Source organism: Nocardioides lianchengensis (assembly GCF_900101465.1).
GTDB classification, from domain to species: domain Bacteria; phylum Actinomycetota; class Actinomycetes; order Propionibacteriales; family Nocardioidaceae; genus Nocardioides; species Nocardioides lianchengensis.
On the sequence record NZ_FMZM01000010.1, the window covers coordinates 50826 to 71151 of the forward strand.

At 72.8% G+C, this 20326-nt stretch carries 24 protein-coding genes; 12 read left to right on the forward strand and 12 right to left on the reverse strand.

Annotation, left to right across the window (positions count from 1 at the left end):
- Positions 1-65: 65 nt before the first annotated feature.
- On the forward strand, positions 66-707 hold the full coding sequence (locus BLT76_RS17825) for a hypothetical protein (protein ID WP_090859282.1): 642 nt from the start codon (positions 66-68) through the stop codon (positions 705-707).
- Here BLT76_RS17825 and BLT76_RS17830 read toward each other — a convergent pair.
- From BLT76_RS17830 to BLT76_RS17845, 4 genes are read right to left on the reverse strand one after another with little or no spacing between them, the layout of a single operon-like run.
- A complete protein-coding gene (locus tag BLT76_RS17830; RefSeq protein ID WP_090859284.1) occupies positions 685-1038 on the reverse strand; it encodes a cytidine/deoxycytidylate deaminase family protein in 354 nt (117 codons plus the stop codon). The genes BLT76_RS17825 and BLT76_RS17830 overlap by 23 nt on opposite strands.
- Positions 1031-2371: a hemolysin family protein gene (locus BLT76_RS17835; RefSeq protein WP_090859286.1), complete on the reverse strand. Its 1341-nt coding sequence runs from the start codon at positions 2369-2371 to the stop codon at positions 1031-1033. The genes BLT76_RS17830 and BLT76_RS17835 overlap by 8 nt, the downstream gene beginning before the upstream one ends.
- Positions 2368-2820 (reverse strand): rRNA maturation RNase YbeY, encoded by a 453-nt coding sequence (ybeY, locus tag BLT76_RS17840; protein ID WP_090859288.1) that lies wholly within the window; start codon positions 2818-2820, stop codon positions 2368-2370. The genes BLT76_RS17835 and ybeY overlap by 4 nt, the downstream gene beginning before the upstream one ends.
- Complete coding sequence (locus BLT76_RS17845; protein WP_090859290.1) at positions 2817-3851, reverse strand: PhoH family protein; 1035 nt, start codon at positions 3849-3851, stop codon at positions 2817-2819. Before BLT76_RS17845 ends, ybeY begins: the two co-directional genes overlap by 4 nt.
- Before the next feature lie 120 nt (positions 3852-3971).
- Here BLT76_RS17845 and BLT76_RS17850 point away from each other — a divergent pair, with 120 nt between their 5' ends.
- The 3 genes from BLT76_RS17850 to BLT76_RS17860 all read left to right on the forward strand — a co-directional run bounded on the left by BLT76_RS17850 (position 3972) and on the right by BLT76_RS17860 (position 6476).
- Positions 3972-4253: a hypothetical protein gene (locus BLT76_RS17850; protein WP_090859292.1), complete on the forward strand. Its 282-nt coding sequence runs from the start codon at positions 3972-3974 to the stop codon at positions 4251-4253.
- A 375-nt stretch (positions 4254-4628) separates the two neighbouring features.
- On the forward strand, positions 4629-5882 hold the full coding sequence (locus BLT76_RS17855; protein ID WP_090859294.1) for an HNH endonuclease signature motif containing protein: 1254 nt from the start codon (positions 4629-4631) through the stop codon (positions 5880-5882).
- Between the two features lie 93 nt (positions 5883-5975).
- Entirely contained in the window at positions 5976-6476 is a 501-nt protein-coding gene (locus tag BLT76_RS17860; protein WP_211753046.1) for a hypothetical protein, read from the forward strand.
- 15 nt (positions 6477-6491) lie between these two features.
- Here the strand turns inward: BLT76_RS17860 and BLT76_RS17865 are convergent, their stop codons facing one another.
- Positions 6492-7718: a hypothetical protein gene (locus BLT76_RS17865; RefSeq protein ID WP_090859619.1), complete on the reverse strand. Its 1227-nt coding sequence runs from the start codon at positions 7716-7718 to the stop codon at positions 6492-6494.
- Positions 7715-8053 (reverse strand): HIT domain-containing protein, encoded by a 339-nt coding sequence (locus tag BLT76_RS17870; protein WP_090859298.1) that lies wholly within the window; start codon positions 8051-8053, stop codon positions 7715-7717. The genes BLT76_RS17865 and BLT76_RS17870 overlap by 4 nt, the downstream gene beginning before the upstream one ends.
- Before the next feature lie 64 nt (positions 8054-8117).
- Between BLT76_RS17870 and BLT76_RS17875 the strand changes: the two genes are divergently transcribed.
- From BLT76_RS17875 to BLT76_RS17890, 4 genes are read left to right on the forward strand one after another with little or no spacing between them, the layout of a single operon-like run.
- Positions 8118-8633, forward strand: coding sequence for a SigE family RNA polymerase sigma factor (locus BLT76_RS17875; protein ID WP_244509465.1), 516 nt, complete (start codon positions 8118-8120; stop codon positions 8631-8633).
- Complete coding sequence (locus tag BLT76_RS17880) at positions 8633-9526, forward strand: Gmad2 immunoglobulin-like domain-containing protein (RefSeq protein ID WP_090859302.1); 894 nt, start codon at positions 8633-8635, stop codon at positions 9524-9526. Before BLT76_RS17875 ends, BLT76_RS17880 begins: the two co-directional genes overlap by 1 nt.
- A gap of 39 nt (positions 9527-9565) precedes the next feature.
- Positions 9566-10477: a Gmad2 immunoglobulin-like domain-containing protein gene (locus tag BLT76_RS17885; protein WP_090859305.1), complete on the forward strand. Its 912-nt coding sequence runs from the start codon at positions 9566-9568 to the stop codon at positions 10475-10477.
- A gap of 6 nt (positions 10478-10483) precedes the next feature.
- Positions 10484-11530 (forward strand): winged helix DNA-binding domain-containing protein, encoded by a 1047-nt coding sequence (locus BLT76_RS17890; protein WP_090859306.1) that lies wholly within the window; start codon positions 10484-10486, stop codon positions 11528-11530.
- Here BLT76_RS17890 and BLT76_RS17895 read toward each other — a convergent pair.
- Genes BLT76_RS17895 through hrcA form a run of 3 tightly spaced genes read right to left on the reverse strand, consistent with a single transcriptional unit; the run spans position 11527 to position 14520 of the window.
- Positions 11527-12267: a 16S rRNA (uracil(1498)-N(3))-methyltransferase gene (locus tag BLT76_RS17895; protein ID WP_090859307.1), complete on the reverse strand. Its 741-nt coding sequence runs from the start codon at positions 12265-12267 to the stop codon at positions 11527-11529. The genes BLT76_RS17890 and BLT76_RS17895 overlap by 4 nt on opposite strands.
- Positions 12268-12277: 10 nt before the next feature.
- Positions 12278-13456 carry a molecular chaperone DnaJ gene (dnaJ, locus tag BLT76_RS17900; protein WP_090859309.1) on the reverse strand — a complete coding sequence of 393 codons (1179 nt, stop codon included), beginning with the start codon at positions 13454-13456 and terminating at the stop codon, positions 12278-12280.
- 50 nt (positions 13457-13506) lie between these two features.
- Entirely contained in the window at positions 13507-14520 is a 1014-nt protein-coding gene (hrcA, locus tag BLT76_RS17905; protein ID WP_090859311.1) for a heat-inducible transcriptional repressor HrcA, read from the reverse strand.
- A gap of 156 nt (positions 14521-14676) precedes the next feature.
- Between hrcA and BLT76_RS17910 the strand changes: the two genes are divergently transcribed.
- Genes BLT76_RS17910 through BLT76_RS17925 form a run of 4 tightly spaced genes read left to right on the forward strand, consistent with a single transcriptional unit; the run spans position 14677 to position 17400 of the window.
- Positions 14677-15414, forward strand: coding sequence for a hypothetical protein (locus BLT76_RS17910; protein WP_090859312.1), 738 nt, complete (start codon positions 14677-14679; stop codon positions 15412-15414).
- Positions 15415-15437: 23 nt separating this feature from the next.
- Positions 15438-16298 carry an MBL fold metallo-hydrolase gene (locus BLT76_RS17915; protein ID WP_090859314.1) on the forward strand — a complete coding sequence of 287 codons (861 nt, stop codon included), beginning with the start codon at positions 15438-15440 and terminating at the stop codon, positions 16296-16298.
- Positions 16299-16315: 17 nt separating this feature from the next.
- Positions 16316-16498, forward strand: a complete 183-nt coding sequence (locus tag BLT76_RS17920; protein ID WP_090859316.1) for a hypothetical protein — start codon at positions 16316-16318, stop codon at positions 16496-16498.
- Between the two features lie 50 nt (positions 16499-16548).
- Positions 16549-17400 carry a DUF3097 domain-containing protein gene (locus BLT76_RS17925; protein WP_090859318.1) on the forward strand — a complete coding sequence of 284 codons (852 nt, stop codon included), beginning with the start codon at positions 16549-16551 and terminating at the stop codon, positions 17398-17400.
- A 121-nt stretch (positions 17401-17521) separates the two neighbouring features.
- Here the strand turns inward: BLT76_RS17925 and BLT76_RS17930 are convergent, their stop codons facing one another.
- Genes BLT76_RS17930 through BLT76_RS17940 form a run of 3 tightly spaced genes read right to left on the reverse strand, consistent with a single transcriptional unit; the run spans position 17522 to position 20221 of the window.
- Entirely contained in the window at positions 17522-18010 is a 489-nt protein-coding gene (locus BLT76_RS17930; protein ID WP_090859320.1) for a TM2 domain-containing protein, read from the reverse strand.
- Between the two features lie 18 nt (positions 18011-18028).
- Positions 18029-19255, reverse strand: coding sequence for a radical SAM family heme chaperone HemW (gene hemW, locus BLT76_RS17935; RefSeq protein WP_090859322.1), 1227 nt, complete (start codon positions 19253-19255; stop codon positions 18029-18031).
- A gap of 42 nt (positions 19256-19297) precedes the next feature.
- Positions 19298-20221: a dioxygenase family protein gene (locus BLT76_RS17940; RefSeq protein ID WP_090859621.1), complete on the reverse strand. Its 924-nt coding sequence runs from the start codon at positions 20219-20221 to the stop codon at positions 19298-19300.
- Positions 20222-20326 lie beyond the last annotated feature (105 nt).

Sequence of the window (20326 nt, forward strand, 5' to 3'; positions counted from 1 at the left end):
CCGGTTTCGGGTGGCGGCAGGGGTGGTCGTTCGTGGCGGCGGTCACCGTGCGGCAGGATGCGCGGATGCTGCTCCGTGCTCTCCTGGCTCTCGGGCTCGTCGTGACCCTCACCGGTTGCGGCGACGACTCCTCGGGAAGCGGCATCGCCCACGACGACGGTGCCGTCGTGCGCGAGGCGCCGACGGACGTGACGACGCCCGAGGGACCGCGGTCCCTCGAGGAGGACTTCCTCGTCGTGGAGGGCGTGTGGTGGCTCGGGACCGACTACCCGCGCGTCACGAGCCCCTCGGGCAACCGCCTGCTGTGGTCGGGCGGCCGGTCCGGCCTGTGGATCTCGGTCCCCGGTCTCTACGGCCTCTGGCCGGTCCGCCTCGACGTACGGCGGACCGAGCCCCGGGTGCCGCGGTGGTGCGAGGACGTGGTCGAGGCTCCCTACGAGCACCACGGCGACGAGCTCCGGATGGGCAGCTTCGAGACCACGAGCGACCCGCTCCCCCTCGCCGCCGGCAGCTACCGCGTCCGGCTCTGCGCGACGGGACTCGATGCGGCGGCGACCGAGGAGGAGTTCGACGGCGAGGAGTACCACGTCTACTCCAGCCGGCACCTGATCCAGGTCTGGCCCGCACCGGCCGCCCCGGAACGGGTCCTGAGGGAGGGCTCGCGGTGGGCCCGCGACTCCCGGATCAGCTCGACGTCGAGCCGGTGACCGTCCCGCGGGCGTCGGCGAGATGCACAGGTACGCCGGCGCCGGCGAGGTCGCGCAGCGCGGCCAGGTCGGTCTCGGCGACGGCCTCGACACCGGTCAGCACCACCGCCGCCTCCAGACCCTTCGCCCCGGACGCGACCGCCATCGCCACGCAGACGCCGAGGGCGCTCACCTGCAGCGACGGGAGGTCGACCGTGGCGGCGGCGTAGGTCCGGCCGTCGGCGTCGCGGACGGCGGCGCCCTCCGCCGCGCCGGTGCGCGCGCGGGTCGCGCGGGCCAGGGTGACGAGCTTGCGGTCCTCCGCGGAGAGCTCGCCCGTGGTCTCAGTCATCGGCGTCGTCCTCGTTCTTGTCGTTCTTGTCGTTCCTGTCCACCGGGTCGCTCTCGTCGTCGGGCGTCTCCACGCGGGCGATGAGCACCGTGCCGATCTTGTTGCGACGGCCGGCGGCGTCCTCGGCGACGAACCGCAGGCCGTGGGCCTCGACCGCCGAGCCGGGGATCGGCACCAGGCCCAGGTGCTTGGCCATCAGGCCGCCGACGGAGTCGACGTCCTCCTCCTCGACCTGGAAGCCGAACAGCTCGTCGAGGTCGTCGACCGGGTAGCGCGAGGAGACCCGGACGATGCCGTCGACCAGCTGCTCGACCTCGATCTCCTCCTCGTCGTACTCGTCGGTGATCTCCCCGACGATCTCCTCCAGGAGGTCCTCGATGGTGATGATGCCGGCGGTCCCGCCGTACTCGTCGACGACGACGGCGATGTGCTGGCGGCGGGCCTGCATCTCGCGCAGCAGCGCGTCGACCGGCTTCGACTCCGGCACCCAGTGCACGCTCCGCATCACCGACTCGATCCGCTCGGTGGTCTCGGCGTCGGGCGCCTCGAAGTCGCGGCGGACGATGTCCTTGAGGTAGGCGAAGCCGACGATGTTGTCGAGGTTCTCGCCGACCACGGGGACGCGGGAGAAGCCGCTGCGCAGGAAGAGCGACATCGTCTGGCGCAGGTTCTTGTGCCGCTCGACGTACACGACGTCGTTGCGCGGCACCATCACCTCGCGGACCGTGGTGTCGCCGAGCTCGAAGACGGAGTGGATCATCTTGCGCTCGCCGGACTCGATGAGCGCCGACGCCTCGGCGAGGTCGACCAGCTCGCGCAGCTCGGTCTCGGTCGAGAACGGGCCCTGGCTGAACCCGCGGCCCGGGGTCAGCGCGTTGCCGATCAGGATCAGCAGCCGCGGCAGCGGCCCGAGCACCCGGGTGACCAGGGTGAGCGGGCCGGCCGACCAGAGCGCGATGGTCTCGCTGTGCTGGCGCCCCATGGTGCGCGGCGCGACGCCGATCACCACGAAGGAGACGACGAGCATCACGCCGATGGCGACCAGGGTGCTGACCCAGAACTCACCGTCGAGCGCCTCGTCGACCAGCTGGGCGACCAGCACGATCGCGGAGATCTCGCACAGCAGGCGGAGGAACAGTGCGGTGTTGAGGTAGCGGGCGGCGTCGTCGAGGATGCCGAGCAGCCGCTTGGCCCCCGGCCGCTTCTCGGCCACGAGCTCCTCGGCGCGGGCGTGCGAGAACGACGCGAGTGCGGCCTCCGCGGCCGAGAAGGCACCGGCGAGCACGACGAGGGCGGCTGCTGAGACCAGCAGCCACAGATCGCCCGAGCTCACTCCCCCGCCCGCCACTCGGCGAGCAGCCGGTCCTGGAGACCGAACATCTCGGCGTGCTCCTCGGGCTCGGCGTGGTCGTAGCCGAGCAGGTGCAGGATGCCGTGGGTGGTGAGCAGCTCGATCTCGGCCAGCGTGCCGTGGCCCGCGGTCTCGCCCTGCTGGACCGCGATGGCCGGGCAGAGGACCAGGTCGCCGAGCACGCCCTCCTCGGGCTCCTCGTCGACCAGTCCGGGCCGCAGCTCGTCCATAGGGAAGGCGAGCACGTCGGTCGGCCCCTCCTTCTCCATCCACTGCTCGTTGAGCTCGGCGATGGTCGCCTCGTCGACGGCCTTGATGCACAGCTCGGCCAGCGGGTGGACCCGCATCCGGTCCATCACGAACCGGCTCAGCGACGCGAGGTGCTTCACGTCGAGGTCGTGGCCGGACTCGTCCAGCACCTCGATGCTCACGGGCGGGCCTCCTGCTGGCGCTCCTGGGCGCGCTCGGCGCGGGCGTCGTGCTCGTCGTACGCCGCGACGATCTTGCCGACCAGCCGGTGGCGTACGACGTCGCTGCTCGTGAGCCGGTTGAACGAGATGTCGCCGACCTCGTCGAGGATGCCCTCGACGACGCGCAGGCCGGACTTCTGGCCGCTCGGCAGGTCGGTCTGGGTCACGTCGCCGGTGACGACGATCTTGGAGCCGAAGCCGAGCCGGGTCAGGAACATCTTCATCTGCTCGGGCGTCGTGTTCTGCGCCTCGTCGAGGATGATGAACGAGTCGTTGAGCGAGCGCCCACGCAGGAAGGCCAGCGGAGCGACCTCGATCGTCCCGGCCGCCATCAGCTTGGGGATCAGCTCGGGGTCGAGCATGTCGTGCAGCGCGTCGTACAGCGGCCGGAGGTAGGGGTCGATCTTCTCGGTGAGGGTGCCGGGCAGGAAGCCCAGCCGCTCCCCCGCCTCCACCGCCGGGCGGCTCAGGATGATCCGGTTGACCTGCTTGCCCTGCAGCGCCTGCACGGCCTTGGCGACGGCCAGGTAGGTCTTGCCCGTGCCGGCGGGGCCGATCCCGAAGGTGATGGTGTGCTGGTCGATGGAGTCGACGTACCGCTTCTGGTTGAGCGTCTTCGGCCGGATCGAACGACCACGGTTGGACAGGATGTTGAGGCTCAGCACGTCGGCCGGGCGCTCGGTCGTCTCGGCCCGGAGCATGGTGATGACCCGCTCGACGGTCTCGGACGTGACGCCCTGACCGGTGCGGATGATGGCGACCAGCTCGTCGAGCAGGCGGTCGGCGAGGGCGACCTCGCCCGGCTCGCCCTTGAGGGAGATCCGGTTCCCGCGCACGTGGATCTCGGCGTCGAAGGCCCCCTCGATGATGCCGAGGTGCTCGTCGCCGGGACCCAGCAGGCTCACCATGTTGACGCTGGTGGGGACGACCACGGTGTGCCGGGTCGTGGAACGGGGGGCCGGGTGGTCCCCGTGCTGGTGGCTGTCAGTCATGGATGCCCGGGCGGGCGGCCTTCCTGGAAGGGTCTGGGAGCGTCTCCATGCTACGGGAGCGCTCCTCCCGCATCGAGCGAGTTGCAGCCAGGACCGGAGGCAGGCACGTACGGTGGTCGCATGGCCGCGCCGGACGAGCACCCCGAACCGGCCTGGGACGACGAGGACCACGGCCCCGACGACGACACCCCGCCGGTCTGGTTCGCGGGTCAGCATCTCCCCGAGGACGCCCGCCGGATGGGCCTGAACCACTCCGTCCCCGACGGCGCCCTCCTCGACTTCGCCGGCCGCCTCGACTCCACCAAGCCACTTCACAAGGTCACCGCCTGGGCGATGCTCGTGGTCTTCGGCATGCCGGTCGTGTTCTACGTCCTCCGGCTGATCCGCGACTTCTCGGGCTGAGCACGGACGTACGACGACCCCGGATGGCGGTCGCCGGCGACGCTCCCCTACGACGGTCTCCGCCGACGGTCTCCACCGGTGGTCTCCACCGGTGGTCTCCGCCGGTGGTCGAGCAGTGAAGGACGAAGTCCTGAACGCCCGTCGAGACCCCCGCAGCCCTGCCGCTGACCTGGTTCGAGTCGGTCTCTGCCGTGGCGTCTGCACGGGGCACCAGGCCGGTTCAAAGACATTTACTGAAAGAAGGGGGCTCACCGTCCGCGGTGATCAAGGGCCATCACCAGGCTGCTTCTGGCTTTCGGTTCCTTGGGGTCGACCGTTCGAACAAGGCTGTTGACAACCCTGGCATTCGACAATGTGTTCGAGTAGCATGGGCACATGGCTCGGGACCTCGACAACTGCGACACTGCCACCGCGGTGCTCGCCTTCGTCCGCGCCCGACGCACCGTCCAGTTGCAGGCCGAGGCCGACCAGCTCGCCGCCGCGGTCACCTGGGCCGGGATGCACTCCACCGGCTCCCTGTCAGATGCGGCAGCCGTGTGGATCCCGGGCTGTGAGGACGAGATGGCCATCGCCGGCCCCGGCGCACCGTTGATCGCGGAGTTCAGTGTGCTGGAGTTCTCCGCCGCACTGGGCCTGTCGTCGGACTCGGGGCGGATCTACCTCGGCCACGCCGTCGAGCTCGCCCACCGCCTCCCCAGGGTCTACGAACGCGTCCAGTCGTTGGACCTCCCGGTGTGGAAGGCCCGCCGGATCGCGGCCGAGACCATCGACCTCCCACTCGACGGAGCCGAGTTCGTCGACCTTCACGTCGCCGCGACCGCGCACAAGATCTCCATCGCCCAACTCGACCGGACCATCGAAGAAGCCCGGGTCCGCTTCGACCCCGAGACCGCCGCCCAGCGCGCCCGGGACGCGGCAGAGGTCCGGCACTTCGACATCGAGACCCAGCAGGTCTCCTACGACGGTCACGTCGAGGTCCGCGGCACCCTGGACCTGGTCGACGCACTCGACCTGGAGGACGCGGTCGCCCGCGGTGCGACCCACCTCGGCACCATCGCCGACGGCCTGTCACTCGACGCCCGCCGCTCCATCGCCGTGGGTGACCTGGCCCGACGCCAGCTCACCCTCGACCTGAACGCCGAAGCCGAGCCCGACCGGAAGCGGCCCCGTCAGGTCGTCGTGCACGTGCATCTCGCCGACGCCGCCATCGCCCGCGTCGAGAACACCCGCACCCTGATCTCGGTCGAGCAAGTGCGGTCCTGGTGTCAGAGCGGAGACAGCCAGGTCGTGATCAAGCCGGTCATCGACCTGGCCGGTCACGTGCACGTGGATGCCTACGAGGTCCCCGACCGGTTGAAGGAACGCCAGGCCCTCCTCCAGCACTCCTGCGTGTTCCCGTGGTGCCGACGCAGGGCCAGATCGTGCGACCACGACCACAGCGACCCAGCCTCGAACGGCGGCGCCACGTGCGACTGCAACATCGCACCACTGTGCCGACGACATCACCGCGCCAAGACCCACACCAGATGGCGCTACGACAAGGTCGACGACACCACCTTCATCTGGCGATCACCCAACGGTCTGATCTTCCGACGCGACCACACCGGCACCACCACCCCGCAGCCCTGACCGAGCACGCTCGGCAGGGCTACGGGCACGTGCACAGGCGCGGCACAGCCGTCTCCGGGTCCACGGATGACGCCGTCTCCTAGCGTCCGGGCCATGCCCTCCCCCACCCTGTCCCGCGAGGACGCCGCCAGCCGGGTCACGGCGTTCGTCTACGGGAACGTGGTCGCGCTCGCGAGCCTGGTGCCGCTGACCAGGGAGGACGCCGAGATCGGGCGCAGTGCGCTCATCGTGCTGGGGGCGGCGGTGGCGACGTTCGTGGCACACGCCTTCGCCGAGTCGGCGGGGCGGCGGGTGCGCAGCGACGAGCGGCTGACGGCGCGTCAGCTCGTGGACGAGGTCCGGGACTCGGTGCCGGTGCTGACCGCGGGGGCGGTGTGCGCGGTGGTGCTGGCCGCCGCGTGGGCAGGCGGGCTGCCCGGGCACCTGGCCGTGCTGGCCGCCGAGGGGTGGGTGCTGCTGCGGCTGGCGGCGACGGGGCCGATCGTCGGGGCGATCCGGGGCACCGCCGTCTCGATGCGCACGCTGCTCGCCGGGGTGGGGCTCGCGCTCGTCGGGGCGTGCGTCACCGGGGCCAAGCTGGCGTTGACCCACTGACAGGGACGCCCCGGCTCAACCGAAGGCGACCGAGAGCATCCCGAGGCACATCTCGTCGGTGGTGCCGTCGGCCCAGACGACGTACTTGTCCTCGCGCTGGGTCGCGAAGGCCGGCAGCCGGTCGCGCAGCCGCTGACCGTGCGTGCAGGTGATCTTGACCGTGTCCCAGGTGTCGAGGCGCACCGGGTCGATCGGCCGTGAGCCCTGGTCGTCGAAGTCCCACACCGGGATGTCGAGGATCGTCCGTGCCTCGGGCGTGCCGGGGTTGGTCTCGATGCGGAGCTGCTGGCCGAGCAGGTGCATGTGGCCCGCCGCGCCCAGGACGGTCACCGGCTGCTGGACCCGGCGTACGCACGAGCTGCGGCGCGACGCGACCGGCTTGCCGCCGCAGAGGAAGTAGAGGAGATCGGCGGTCGAGCCCGGTCCCTGGCCGAACCGCTCCTTGGCGTCCGCCACCGCGGCGTCACGCTCGCACAGCGGCGAGGCGTCGCGCCCCTTCCGGCAGGGCAGCTCGACCGGGGCCGGCATCAGGAAGGTGTGCAGCGCGGTCAGGTCGCGCGTGCGCGGCATCGTGCGGATCTGGGTCGACGACACGTCGGGCTCGGACCCGGCCAGCAGGTTGTAGTGGACCTGCATGACGATCCGGCTGCCCTTCGGCAGGTCGGTGCCGTAGCCGTCGCGGGTCACGACCTCGTCGCCGCCGGGCGCCCAGGCTCCGAGCCACGGGGCGTCGTCGAGCTGGGCGAACTCGCCCTCCAGGGCAGTGCCGCCGAAGCAGGTCCAGCCCTGGTCGTCGGGGGTCTCGGCGTCCTTGGCCTCGGCCTTCGCGACGTCCTCCGGCAGGATCCGGAACAGGATCACGTGGTGGACGACGTCGGGGTTGCCGGGCAGCACGTTGGTGCCGGTCAGCCAGGAGTCGCGCTTCAGCTGGGGGTCGAGCAGGAAGCAGCGGTAGTCGTCGGTGCCGACGCCCGTGGGCGCGGCGGGCGTGTACGCCGCCGGCATGGTGAGCGTCCGGCGGCGCTCGCCCTTCCGCAGAGGCTGGAGCTTCCCGGGCTTCGCCGCGTGGGCGGCGTGGGCGGTGGCGGCCTCGGACCCCGACGGCTCCGCGGCAGCCGCGGACGTCCCGGGCTCGGACGGCGCGGGGTCGCCGGGCTGCAGCCCCGGCTCGCTGTCGGCACTGCACGCGACCGTCGCCAGCAGCAGCGCGGCCGCCGCGGCGAGGACGCGCAGCCGGCTCATCCGGGCGGCCACGACAGCGGCCGTCCGGCGATGACGTGCAGGTGGGTGTGGAAGACGCTCTGCCCCGCGCCCGCTCCGGTGTTGTAGACGAGGCGGTAGTCGTCGTACCCCTCGGCGGCGGCGACCGCCGCGGCGGCCGTGACGAGCTCGGCACTGGCGGTCGGGTCGCCCGCGGCGAGCTCGGCGGCGTTCGCGTAGTGGTCGCGCGGCACCACGAGCACGTGCGTCGGCGCCTGGGCGTTGATGTCGCGGAACGCGACCGTCCGCTCGGTGACGTGCACGGTGTCGGCCGGGATCTCACCGGCCACGATCTTGCAGAACAGGCAGTCGTCCATGAAGTTCCTCCCGGGCGAGCGTAAACCTCCGGGACGGTTCGCGCGTCGCACTAGCGTGACGGTGGTGACCGAGCGGACCGCGTGGACGGCGGACGAGGCTCTCGAGCAGCTGTACGCCGCCCACTGGCGGCGGCTCGTGCGGCTCTCCGTGCTGCTGGTGCGCGACACCGCGACCGCCGAGGAGGTGGTCCAGGACGCCTTCGTCGCGGTGCACGCCCGCTGGGCCCGGCTGCGCGACCCCGACCGCGCTCTCGCCTACCTGCGCCAAAGCGTGGTGAATCGCTCGAGGTCGGCGTTGCGGCACCGCACGGTGGTCGCCCGGCACCTCGCCCGGGCGCCGGAGCCTCCCGTCGTACCGGGCGCCGACGAAGCGGCCCTCGACCGGGACCGTCGAGCGGGGGTGCTCGACGCGATGCGGGCCCTGCCCCGACGGCAGCGCGAGGTGCTGGCCCTGCGCTACTACCTGGACCTGAGCGAGGCCGAGATCGCCGACACGCTCGGCATCTCCCCCGGGGCCGTCAAGAGCCACGCCTCCCGCGGCGCCGCCACCCTCCGCTCCCTGCTCGAGAAGGACCTGTGATGGACGACCTGCACGCGCTGCTCGACGACGCCGTCGCCGACGTCGAGCCCGCCGACCGGCTGGGCGAGATCCGGGCGCGGACCCGGCGGCCGGCCCGCCGCCCGGGACGGTACGCCGTGGGCGCCGCCGTGCTCACGACCGCCGCGACGGTCGCGGCGGTGGTCGTCGTGACGGACGGGCCGGCCTCCGACCCCGAGGTCGCCGCCGGAGCGGACCCGTCGGTGCTGGTGCCGGTCTACTTCGTCGGCGACACACCCCGCGGCGCCCGGCTCTTCCGCGAGTTCGACCGCGTCCCCGGAGACGACCGGGGGGCAGCGGCCCTCGCCCTCCTGCAGGCGGAGCCGTCCGACCCCGACTACCGGACGGCGTGGCAGCCGGGATCCCTCCTCGACGTCACGCTGACCGACGGGACCATCGTGGTCCGGCTCGGCACGGGCGCCCCCGGCGGGGCCGATGGCGACCTGTCCGTCCAGCAGGTCGTCCACACGGTCCAGGCCGCCCTGCAGTCCCGGGCTCCGGTGCAGCTCGTCCTCCGGGACGGTGATCTTGTCGACCGGCCCGTGACCGCCCGACCGGCCCTCGACGTCCTCAGCCACGTCAACATCAGCGACCCCACCGAGGGTCGGGTGGTGAGCGGCTCGTTCACCGCCCGTGGCGTGGCCAGCTCGCCCGAGGCGACCGTGCCCTGGGAGCTGCGGCGCGGCGACGAGGTCGTGCGCGACGGCTTCGCGACGGCCGAGGGCTGGCTGGACCGCCTCTACCCCTGGGAGACCGCCGTCGACGTGTCCGGGCTGGAGCCGGGCGAGTACACCTTCGTGGCCAGGACGGCCGACGAGTCGGGCGGCGAGGGCCCCGGCCCCGACGTCGACACGCGTACCGTCGTGGTGGAGTAGGTCCGACGTGTTCACGCCGCTAGAGCAGAGGATGGAGCCATGACTGCGCTTCCCCGCCGTACCCGCGTCGCCGCCCTGGCGATGACCGCCGCCCTCGGGACCGCCCTCGCCGGCTGTGGATCGGACGACGGCTCCTCGAGCTCCGCGGCCTCCGACCCCACCGACAGCAGCACCGCCCCGTCCGAGCCGGCCGACTCCGCGGAGCCGACCGACGACGGTGGGTCGGGCGAGGAGGTGACCGTGCCGGTCTACTTCGTCGGCGACACCGGCACCGGTCCGCGCCTGTTCCGCGAGTTCCGCAAGGTCCCCTCCGACAACCCGCTCGAGGAGGCGGCAGCGCTGATGGCCGCCGGCGACGCGCTCGACCCCGACTACCGCTCGGTGTTCCCCGAGGGCTCCTTCCAGGCCGTCACGTACGCCGACGGCGCGTTCCGGGTCGACCTCGCCGACGACGCGTGGGTGGCCCCCGCCGGCCTGAACGGCTCCGACGAGGCGATCCTCGGCGTCCAGCAGCTCGTCTACACGCTGCAGGGCGTCCAGCAGGACCGTGCGCCGGTCACCGTCTACCTCGACGACGCCCCCGTCACCCTTTTCGGTGTCGACACCGCGGAGGGCGTGACCGCCGAGCCCGACATCGACATCCTCAACCTGGTCAGCGTGACCTCGCCCGAGGAGGGCGCCACGGTCGGCGACACCTTCACGGCCAGCGGCATCGCCAGCTCCTACGAGGCGAACGTCCCGTGGGAGATCCGGAAGGGCGACGAGAAGGTGCTCGACGGCTTCGCGACCGCCGAGGGCTGGATGGACGAGCTGTTCCCCTGGGAGACCGAGGTCGACGTGTCCGGCCTGGAGCCCGGCGAGTACACCTTCGTCGCGCTCACGGACGACCCGTCGGGCGGCATGGAGGGCCCCGGGGCCCAGCAGGACACCAAGACCATCACGATCGAGTAGCCCGCGGTGAGGCTCTCCCGGCAGCGCCTGAACCGCACGCTGCTGCACCGCCAGCACCTGCTGGCCCGCACCGACGCGGGCGTGGCGGAGCTGGTCGGGCACCTGGTCGGACTGCAGGCCCAGGAGAGCCTCCCGCCGTACCTCTCGCTGCACGCGCGGCTGCGGACCCTCGACCCCGAGGACGTCACCCGCGGGCTGGAGGACCGCAGCCTGGTGCGGCTGCTGACCATGCGCGGGACGATCCACCTCCTCCGCGCCGTGGACGCACAGCCGCTGCGCGCGTGGACGCAGCCGCGAATGGAGCAGGAGCTGCGTTCCAGCCAGAACGTGCGCGGGGCGGCCGACGTCGACCGGGCCACCTTCGACACGGCGCTCCGGACGATCCTGGCCGAGGGCCCGCTGCCGCAGAAGGCGATCGGCCAGCGTCTCGCGGAGGTCTTCGCCGACCGGCCGGCGACCGCCCTCGGGCAGGTCGCCCGGGTAGCCGCTCCTCTGGTCCAGCTGCCGCCGCGGGGGTGCTGGAAGCAGGCGGGCGGCGTGGTGTACCAGTACGCCGACCGCTGGCTGGGCGGTCCGGGCACGGAGCCCGACGTACCGGGGATCGTGCGGCGCTACCTGCGCGCCTTCGGACCGGCGTCGGCCGCCGACGTCACGGCCTGGTCGGCGATCACGCGACTCGGGCCGGTCCTCGCGGCGATGGACGACCTGGTCCGGCACGAGGACGAGGACGGCCGGCCGCTCTACGACGTCCCGGACGGCGTGCTCGCCGACGAGGACGTCCCTGCCCCCGTGCGGCTGCTGGGCTGCTACGACAACGTGTGGCTCTCCCACGCCCGGCGCGACCGGGTCACCGACCCGGAGAAGCGGACGGCGTGGATGGGCGTCAACGGCGGTACGGCGAACTCGCTGTTCGTCGACGGCTGGCTCGAGGGCCTGTGGCGGGTCGAGGACGGACGCGTGGTGGTCATCGAGACGCTGCGGACGCTGACCCGGGCCGAACGGGCGGAGCTGGCCGAGGAGTCGGCGCGGGTCGAGGAGCTGCTGAGGTCCTAGCCCCAGCGGGGAGTGCGGGCGAGCAGCGCCGCGACCGCGACGACCCCCGCGGTGGAGGTGCGCAGCACCTCGTCGCCGAGCCGGACCGAGGTCGCGCCGGCGGCCACGAACGCCGCGACCTCGTCGTCGGTGAGGCCGCCCTCCGGGCCCACCACGACCAGCAACGGCCCCTCGGCGGGGACCTCCAGCGCGGCCAGCGGGAGCGTGGCCTCCTCGTGCAGCACGACCGCGAGCGCGGCCGGCCCGACGAGCGCGACGACGTCGTCGGTCGAGGCCAGCGGGTCGACCTCGGGGAACCAGGAGCGCCGGGCCTGCTTGGCGGCCTCCCGGGCCGTCGCGCGCCAGCGAGCGAGGGACTTCTCGGCCCGCTCGCCCTTCCACACCGCGACGCTGCGGGCGGCTGCCCACGGCACCACCCGGGCCACGCCGACCTCGGTCAGCACCTCGACGGCCAGCTCGCCGCGGTCGCCCTTCGGCAGGGCCTGGACGACGGTGACCGCGGGCGTCGGGGCCGGCGCGGTGTCGACCGTCGTCGCGGTCACGGCGAAGACCCGCTTGCCGGTCGAGGCGACCTCGCCGACCACGGACGTGCCGCGGCCGTCGGTGAGGACGACCGACTCGCCGACCCGCAGCCGTCGTACGGCGACGGCGTGGTGGGCCTCGTCGCCCTCGACCGTCACCAGCGAGCCGACGCGGACGCCGTCCAACGACGGCACCAGGTGGACGGGGAGGGACATCAGCGCGACATCAGTGCTGGTTGAACGCGTCCCGGAGCCGGCCGAAGACCGACTTGGAGCCGGGCTTCAGCTGACCGGTCGGCTCCTCCTCGCCGCGGATCGCCGCCAGCTCGCGCAGCAGCTCCTCCTGGCGCGGGTCGAGCTTGGTCGGCGTCTCCACCGCGATGGTCACGATCAGGTCGCCGCGCCCGCCGCGCAGGCCGGGGACGCCCCGCGCGCGCAGGACCTGCTGGGTGCCGGACTGGGTGCCGGGGCGTACGTCGAGGGGGAAGGTCGTCTCGACGCCCGAGTCGCCGCCCTGCTCGACGTCGGCCTCCAGCGTCGGCAGCGTCAGCGTGGTGCCGAGCGCGGCCGCCGACATGGGGACGGTGACGGTGCAGTGGAGGTCGTTGCCCTGACGGGTGAAGACGTCGTGGGCCGCGACGTGGATCTCGACGTAGAGGTCTCCGGCCGGGCCGCCGCCGGGGCCGACCTCGCCCTGCTCGGAGAGCTGGACCCGGGTGCCGGTGTCGACGCCTGCCGGGATCTTGACGGTGAGCGACCGACGCGAGCGGACCCGACCGTCACCGGAGCACTCGCGGCACGGCTCGGGGATGACCGTGCCGAGCCCGCGGCAGGCCGCGCACGGACGCAGGGTGCGGATCTCGCCGAGGAACGACCGCTGCACGTGGGCGACCTCGCCCTGCCCGCGGCAGGTCTCGCACGGCACCGCGTGGGTGCCGGGTGCGGCGCCCTCGCCGTGGCAGGTGCTGCAGAGGACGGCGGTGTCGACGGTCAGCTCGCGGGTGACGCCGAACGCGGCCTCGGCCAGCTCGACCTCGAGCCGGATCAGCGCGTCCTGGCCGCGCCGGGTGCGGGGCCGCGGACCGCGCCCGCCGGCCGCGCCCCCGGGACCGGCCTGGCCGCCGAAGAACGCGTCCATGATGTCGGTGAAGGAGAAGCCCGCTCCCTGGCCGAAGCCGCCGGCGCCGCCGCCGAACGGGTCGCCGCCGCGGTCGAAGGCCGCCCGCTTCTGCGGGTCCGAGAGGATCTCGTAGGCCCGCGAGACCTCCTTGAACCTCTCCTGGGTCTCGGGGTCCGGGTTGACGTCGGGGTGCAGTTGACGGGCGAGGCGCCGGTAGGCCTTCTTGATGGCGTCGGCGTCCGCGTCGCGGGCGACACCGAGAAGCTCGTACGGGTCCTGGCTCACAGGTGGTTCCTATCGGTGGTTCGGTGGTGGTGGGTACGGCGGGGTGGGCGTCAGCCCTCGTCGAGGATGCGGGAGACGTAGCGGGCGACCGCGCGCACCGCGGCCATCGTCCCCGGGTAGTCCATGCGGGTCGGGCCGACGATGCCCAGCGTGGCCAGCGCGTCGTCGCGCGGGCCGTAGCCGGTGGCCACCACGCTGGTGGAGGCCAGCTCCTCGTAGGGCCCCTCGGCACCGATCCGGACGGTGACCATCCCGCCGGTGCTCGCCTCGCCAAGGAGCTTCAGCAGCACGACGTGCTCCTCCAGCGCCTCCAGCAGCGGACGGACGGCCGAGTCGAAGGAGTCGCCGTACCGGGCGAGGTTGGCGGCGCCGCCGACAGCGATCCGACCGTCGGAGCGGTGGTCGAGCATCGCCTCGACGAGCACGTCGACGACCGCCGCCGTCGCGCCGCCGTCGATTTCGGGCACGGCCGCCCGGAGTGCGGTCACGGCCTCAGCGATGATCTCGCCGGTGGCGGCCCGGTTGATCCGGGTGCGCAGCGCGGCCAGGTCGTCGTCGGCGAGATCGGCGTCGAGCTCGACCAGGCGCTGCTCGACGCGGCCGGTGCTGAGGATGAGGACGACGAGCAGCCGGTTGGGCGCGAGCGAGACCAGCTCGACGTGGCGCACGGTCGAGCGGGAGAGCGTGGGGTACTGCACGACCGCGACCTGGCGGGTCAGCTGGGAGAGCATCCGCACCGAGCGCTGCACGACGTCGTCGAGGTCGACCGCGCCGTCGAGGAAGGTCGAGATCGCGCGCTTCTCGGCGGCGCTCATCGGCTTGACCGTGGAGAGCCGGTCGACGAAGAGCCGGTAGCCTTTGTCGGTCGGCACCCGGCCCGCGCTGGTGTGGGGCTGGGTGATGTAGCCCTCGTCCTCGAGCGCGGCCATGTCGTTGCGGACCGTGGCCGGCGAGACGCCGAGGCCGTGCCGCTCGACCAGCGCCTTGGACCCGACCGGCTCCTCGGTGGCGACGTAGTCCTCGACGATCGCCCGCAGGACCGCGAGCCGCCGCTCCTCCTGCATCTCGCCTCCTCCGCTGCCCGCCTGGCACTCGATTGACCGGAGTGCCAACTCTACTAGCAGGCCTTGACGGAGCACGGTTCGCGATCCGGACCACCGACTTCCGCGTCGCCGATCGATCGCGTAGGTTAGCCTTGCCTAAGTTGACCAGGAGGCGCCATGACCGCGGATCCCACCACCCGTCCGATGCTCGACCCCGCCCAGCTCGCGGGCGAGGCCCGGAGCATCCTCGCGTGCCCGGCCGGCGTGAGCCTGGTCGTCGACGGCCACCCGAGCGTGCTCGCCGAGGACGCCCTCGGCATGCAGGACGTGCACGGCACCCCGACGTTCTCCTGCCCGCCGGGCAGCGAGCTCGCGGACGCTGCCGAGCACCACCGCAGCGCCCTGATCACGGTCGAGAGCGGCCTCGGCGGCCCCGGCTCCGACGAGCGGGCCGTCACGCTGACCCTCGCCGGTCGCCTCGAGACGCGTGGGGTCGAGGACTGTGCCTGCTGCGAGGAGACCCGCCACGTGGTCGTCCTGGAGCTTAACTTCGCACTGCTGACCCGGCCCACGCCGACGGGCGACGACCGTCCCGACCAGCAGCACCGGGTCCCGCTCGAGCACTTCCGCTCCCCGTCCCACCACCTCAACCGCGGCTACCTGCAGCGCTCGGTCGAGCACGCCAACACCTGCCACCAGGAGGAGCTGCGCCGGGCCGTCTCCACGACGACCGGCATCCCGATGTCCCGGCTGGTCGGGGTGGCGCTCGCCGACCTCTCCCCCGCCAGCGTCCAGGTGCGGTGGATCGACGTCGACGGCGCCCACCTCACCGACATCGAGTTCCCCCGCACCGCCCGCAGCACGGCGGAGCTGGGCGAGATGCTGCGCCGCGAGCTGCACGCCGGGCTCTGCTGACCCCGGTGGCCTAGCCTGCAGGCGTGCCCTTCACCGAGGTCGCGGACCGGATCTGGGTCGCGCGCTACACCTGGTTCGACGTCAACGTGACCCTCGTCGGCGGTGCCGACGGACTGCTGGTCGTCGACACGCACGCCTCCGGCCTCGCCGCGCGGGAGGTCGTCGAGGACGTACGCCGGCTCGGCGTGGGCCCCGTCGTGGGCATCGTCAACACCCACGAGCACTTCGACCACACCTTCGGCAACGACGAGTTCCGGACGTCGTACGGCGCCGTCCCGATCCACGCCCACGAGACCGCCGCGGCCGGCACCGTCGCCGCGGGCGAGCGGATCCGGGCCCTGTACGACGCCGACCGCGACGACCCGCAGCGCGAGGAGGTGCTGGCGACCCGGATCGTGCCGGCCGACCACACCTTCTCCTCGGCGCTCACGCTCGACCTCGGCGACCGGTTCGTCGAGCTGGTGCACCCCGGACGTGGCCACACCGGCGGCGACCTGGTCGTCCGGGTCCCGGACGCGGACGTGCTGCTCGCCGGCGACCTGGTCGAGGAGTCGGCGGCGCGGCACGCCGTCCCGGGGTTCGGGGGCGACTGCTACCCGCTGGAATGGCCGTGGACCCTCGACATCGTCCTGGGCCTGACCACCTCGGCCAGCGTCGTCGTCCCGGGGCACGGTGCGCCCGTGGACCGCGACTTCGTCGAGGAGCAGCGCAACGCGATCGGGATCGTCGCCGAGAACATCCGCACCCTGGCCGCACAGGGTGTGCCGGCCGAGCAGGCCCTGGCCGCGACCCAGTGGCCCTACCCGACCGAGGAGCTCGCCGACGCCGTACGCCGGGGCTACGAGCAGCTGCCCCGGAGCGGGAAGCGCCTGCCGCTGGCCTGAGCGGGTACCACCGGGGCATGAGCGAGCACGAGAACGAGCCCGGGGTCCCCGACGAGGCGCTGCCCGAGGACCTGGTCCCGGCCGACGACAACCCGCTGGCCGAGGGCCTCGACGACGGCGAGACCGTCGAGGGCCTGCTGGACGGCGGCAAGCAGGCCGACCAGTCCTCGGAGGAGTCGGAAGAGTCACAGGACGAGTGATCCGGCGCGGCCTGCCGTCAACTGTCGGCGGTGGGACCTAGCGTGATGACGTGGCAGATCGATACGGCTCCGACGTCCTCTCCGGCGACTGGCGCGCGCCCAAGCGTGGGCGGGCCGTCGAGGCGCCGGCCGAGCTCGGCGCCGTGGTCGAGGAGGTCACCACCGACTGGGTGGGCGAGATCGTCGCGGTCGACCGCGACCTGCACACCCTGACCCTCGAGGACCGGCGCTCGCGGCGGCGCACCTTCCCCCTCGGAGCCGGCTTCCTGCTCGAGGGTCGCCCGGTGATCCTGGTGGCGCCGGTGCGCCAGAGCGCCCCCGCGAAGCCGACGCACACCGCGTCCGGCTCGGTCGCCGTCCACGACGCGAAGGCCCGGGTCGCCCGGGCCAGCCGGATCTTCGTCGAGGGTCGCCACGACGCCGAGCTGGTCGAGAAGGTGTGGGGCGACGACCTGCGCGTCGAGGGCGTGGTCGTGGAGTACCTCGACGGCGTCGACGACCTCTCCGAGCACCTCCGCGCCTTCCGCCCCGGCCCGGACCGCAAGGTCGGCGTGCTCGTCGACCACCTGGTCCGCGGCTCCAAGGAGAGCCGGATCGCCCAGGCGGTCGCGAAGTCACCGGTCGGCAAGCACGTGCTGATCGTCGGCCACCCGTTCATCGACGTCTGGGCCGCGGTCAAGCCGGAGCGGGTCGGCCTCGAGCGCTGGCCCGACATCCCGCGCTCGATCGAGTGGAAGAAGGGCGTCTGCCAGCACCTCGGCTGGCCGCACCGCGACCAGGCCGACATCGCCCGCGCCTGGAAGCAGATCCTCGGCCGCGTCTCGTCGTACCACGACCTCGACCCGGCCCTCCTCGGCCGCGTCGAGGAGCTCATCGACTTCGTCACCGCCTCTCCGGCGTGACCGGGCGAGGCACGAGCCGGTCACGCCGGAGAGCAGGCGGGGAGGTCGAGTAGCCGGGTTCCGACCGAGCTCGCGAGGACGGAACCCGGCGTACCGAGACCCATCTGATCTCGCAGACAGATCAGCTGCGGAGCATCAGCCCCTGCGCGTCCTTGCTGTCCGAGGCCAGCAGGATGATGCCGTCGATGATCGGCCACAGCGAGCCGATGCCGCAGGTGAAGAGCGTGACCAGCAACTGCGCGACGCCGATGCCGGTGTCGCCGATGTAGAAACGGCCGATGCCGAGCGGCAGCAGGATCTGCAGCAGCCCGGCGACCAGCTTGGACTTCTCGGAGTACGGGATGCCGGTCGTCGGGTGGATGCCGTACGGCGCGGCGGGCGAGGCGCCGTACGGCGCGCCCGGGAAGCCGGGGTAGGCCGGGTAGCCGGGCTGCGGCTGGGTGTAGCCCTGCGTGTACGGCGGGGGCGGCTGCTGACCCCACGACTCCTGTGACGGAGGCGGCGGCTGCTGGCTGTAGGGCTCCTGGCCGTAGGGCCGCGCGCCGTAGGGCTGGGTGGGCTCCTCGCCCGAGGGGTCCTGCGGGCTGGGGTACTCCGGTCCCTGCGTCATGCGCACACCCTAGGACCCTCAGGGCAGCAGGTCGCGGACCACCGCGTCGGCGAGCAGCCGGCCCCGCGGGGTGAGGACCAGCCGCTCGGACGCGATCGTGAGCAGACCGTCGGCGACCAGGCCCCCGACCGCGGCCCGGCCGGCCCGGTCGAGCACGTTCACCGGCAGCCCGTCGCGCAGCCGCAGCTCGAGGAGCACCTGCTCGACCCGGCGGTCCTCCTGGCCGAGCAGCTCGCGGGCGTGGGCGGGGCTGCGGTCGGCGGCCAGCCGGTCGGCGTACGCGGCCGGGTGCTTGACGTTCCACCAGCGGACGCCGCCGACGTGCGAGTGCGCGCCGGGGCCGACACCCCACCAGTCGGCGCCGGTCCAGTAGAGGAGGTTGTGGCGGCACCGGGTGGCCGGCCCGGTCGACCAGTTCGACACCTCGTACCAGCCGAGGCCGGCGGCCTCGAACCGCTCGTCGGCGAGCTGGTACTTGTCGGCGAGATCGTCCTCGTCGGGCATCGGCAGCTCGCCGCGGCGGACCTGGCGGGCCAGGGCGGTGCCGTCCTCGACGATGAGGGAGTACGCCGAGACGTGGTCCGGCGCGCACGCGAGGGCCGCCTCGACCGACGCCTCCCAGTCCGCGACGCTCTCCCCCGGCGTGCCGTAGATGAGGTCGAGGCTGACGTTGTCGAAGCCGGCCTGGCGCGCCCACTGCACCGCCGCGGGCACCCGGAGCGGGTCGTGGGTCCGGTCCAGCACCTTCAGCACGTGGTCGACCGAGGACTGCATGCCGAACGAGAGCCGGTTGATGCCGACCGCGCGCAGCTCCTCCAGGTCCCACAGCGCGACGCTGTCGGGGTTGGACTCGGTCGTCACCTCGGCGTCGTCGGCCAGGCCGAACTCGGCCGCGATCGCGGCGACCACCGAGCCGAGGTCGGCCGCGCTCAGCAGGGTGGGCGTGCCGCCGCCGAAGAAGACGGTCGAGACCGGGAGGTCGACGTCGCCGAGCACGGCCCGCGCCCGTCGTACCTCCGTGATGGCGGCCTCGGCGTACGTCGCCCGGGAGGCGCCGGGCGCCCCGCCGACCGGGCCGAGCTCCTCGGCGGTGTAGGTGTTGAAGTCGCAGTAGCCGCAGCGCACCGTGCAGAACGGGACGTGGACGTAGAAGCCGAACGACCGCTGGCCGAGCTCCGCGAGCGCGGTCTCGGGCAGCGTCCCGTCGGCGGGGACGGGGTCGCCCGCGGGCAGGGCGGAAGGCACCCGCCCATCATCCCCCGGCGGACGCGCACCCCGGCAATCGCCTCAGATCGGGACGTTCAGGGTGAGCGTGTAGCCCTCGTCGATTGACCCCGTCGCCTTGGCCATCTGCAGCGAGTAGCCGTCGGAGAAGATGTTGTCGCTGTCCAGCGGGGTCTGCTCCATGTTGGTCGCGCTCTGCTCGTAGCCCTCGGTCGCGTAGACCTCGTCGCAGGTCGCCTCGGGGATGGCCAGCTGCGAGGTGCGGAGCTTGTTCGTGTACGTCGTCGCGTCGGCCAGCGACTGGTAGACCTCGAAGTGCATGTGCGGCCAGCGGCCGGAGTACGCCGCGGGGAAGATCGTCGTGAACTCGACCATCCCGTCGGCGTCGGTCTCCTGGACCCCGCGCAGGTAGTTCTCGTCGACGACCGCCTCGGAGTACATCGAGTAGTCGCCGTTGCGGTCGCAGTGCCACAGGTAGACCGCGGCGCCGCTGAGGACGGTGATGTCGTCGCCGTTGAGGTCGTAGACCTTCAGCCGGACCGTGGTCGGGACGCCCTCGGCCACCCCGGAGGCGTCGCCGAAGCTGGTGGTGAGGTCGCTGCGGACGATCCCGGACTCGCTGAGCACGTTGGGCCCGTTGGAGCCGTCACCCGGGTAGGGGCCGGCGGTCTCCTCGGGGATCTCGCCGTCGGCGACCTCCACGTCCGACTCGGTGCCCATCCGCCCGCCGCCGCCCGGCGCACCGTCGGGCGGGGTGCCGCCGGGGCCGCCGCCGGCGGACGCGGACGCGCTCGCGGAGGAGCTGATCGTCGTACTGCTGCCGTCGGAGCCGCAGGCGACCAGCGCCGCCGCGGCACCGACGCCGCCGAAGATCGACAGGACGCCGCGCCGGCCGAGCCGGTTGCGCTCCACGATCTTGGGGAGGTCGTGGGAGAGGCCGAGGTCGTGATCCTCTAGCTCGTCGTGGCCGTGGTGGTGATCGCTCATGGGGACCATGGAAGGCCAGGATCCTGTGCGTCGCCTGTGCGCCACCGGTGATTGAGCAGCGAAGGACGAAGTCCTGAACGCCCGTCGAAACCCCCTCAGCCGGCA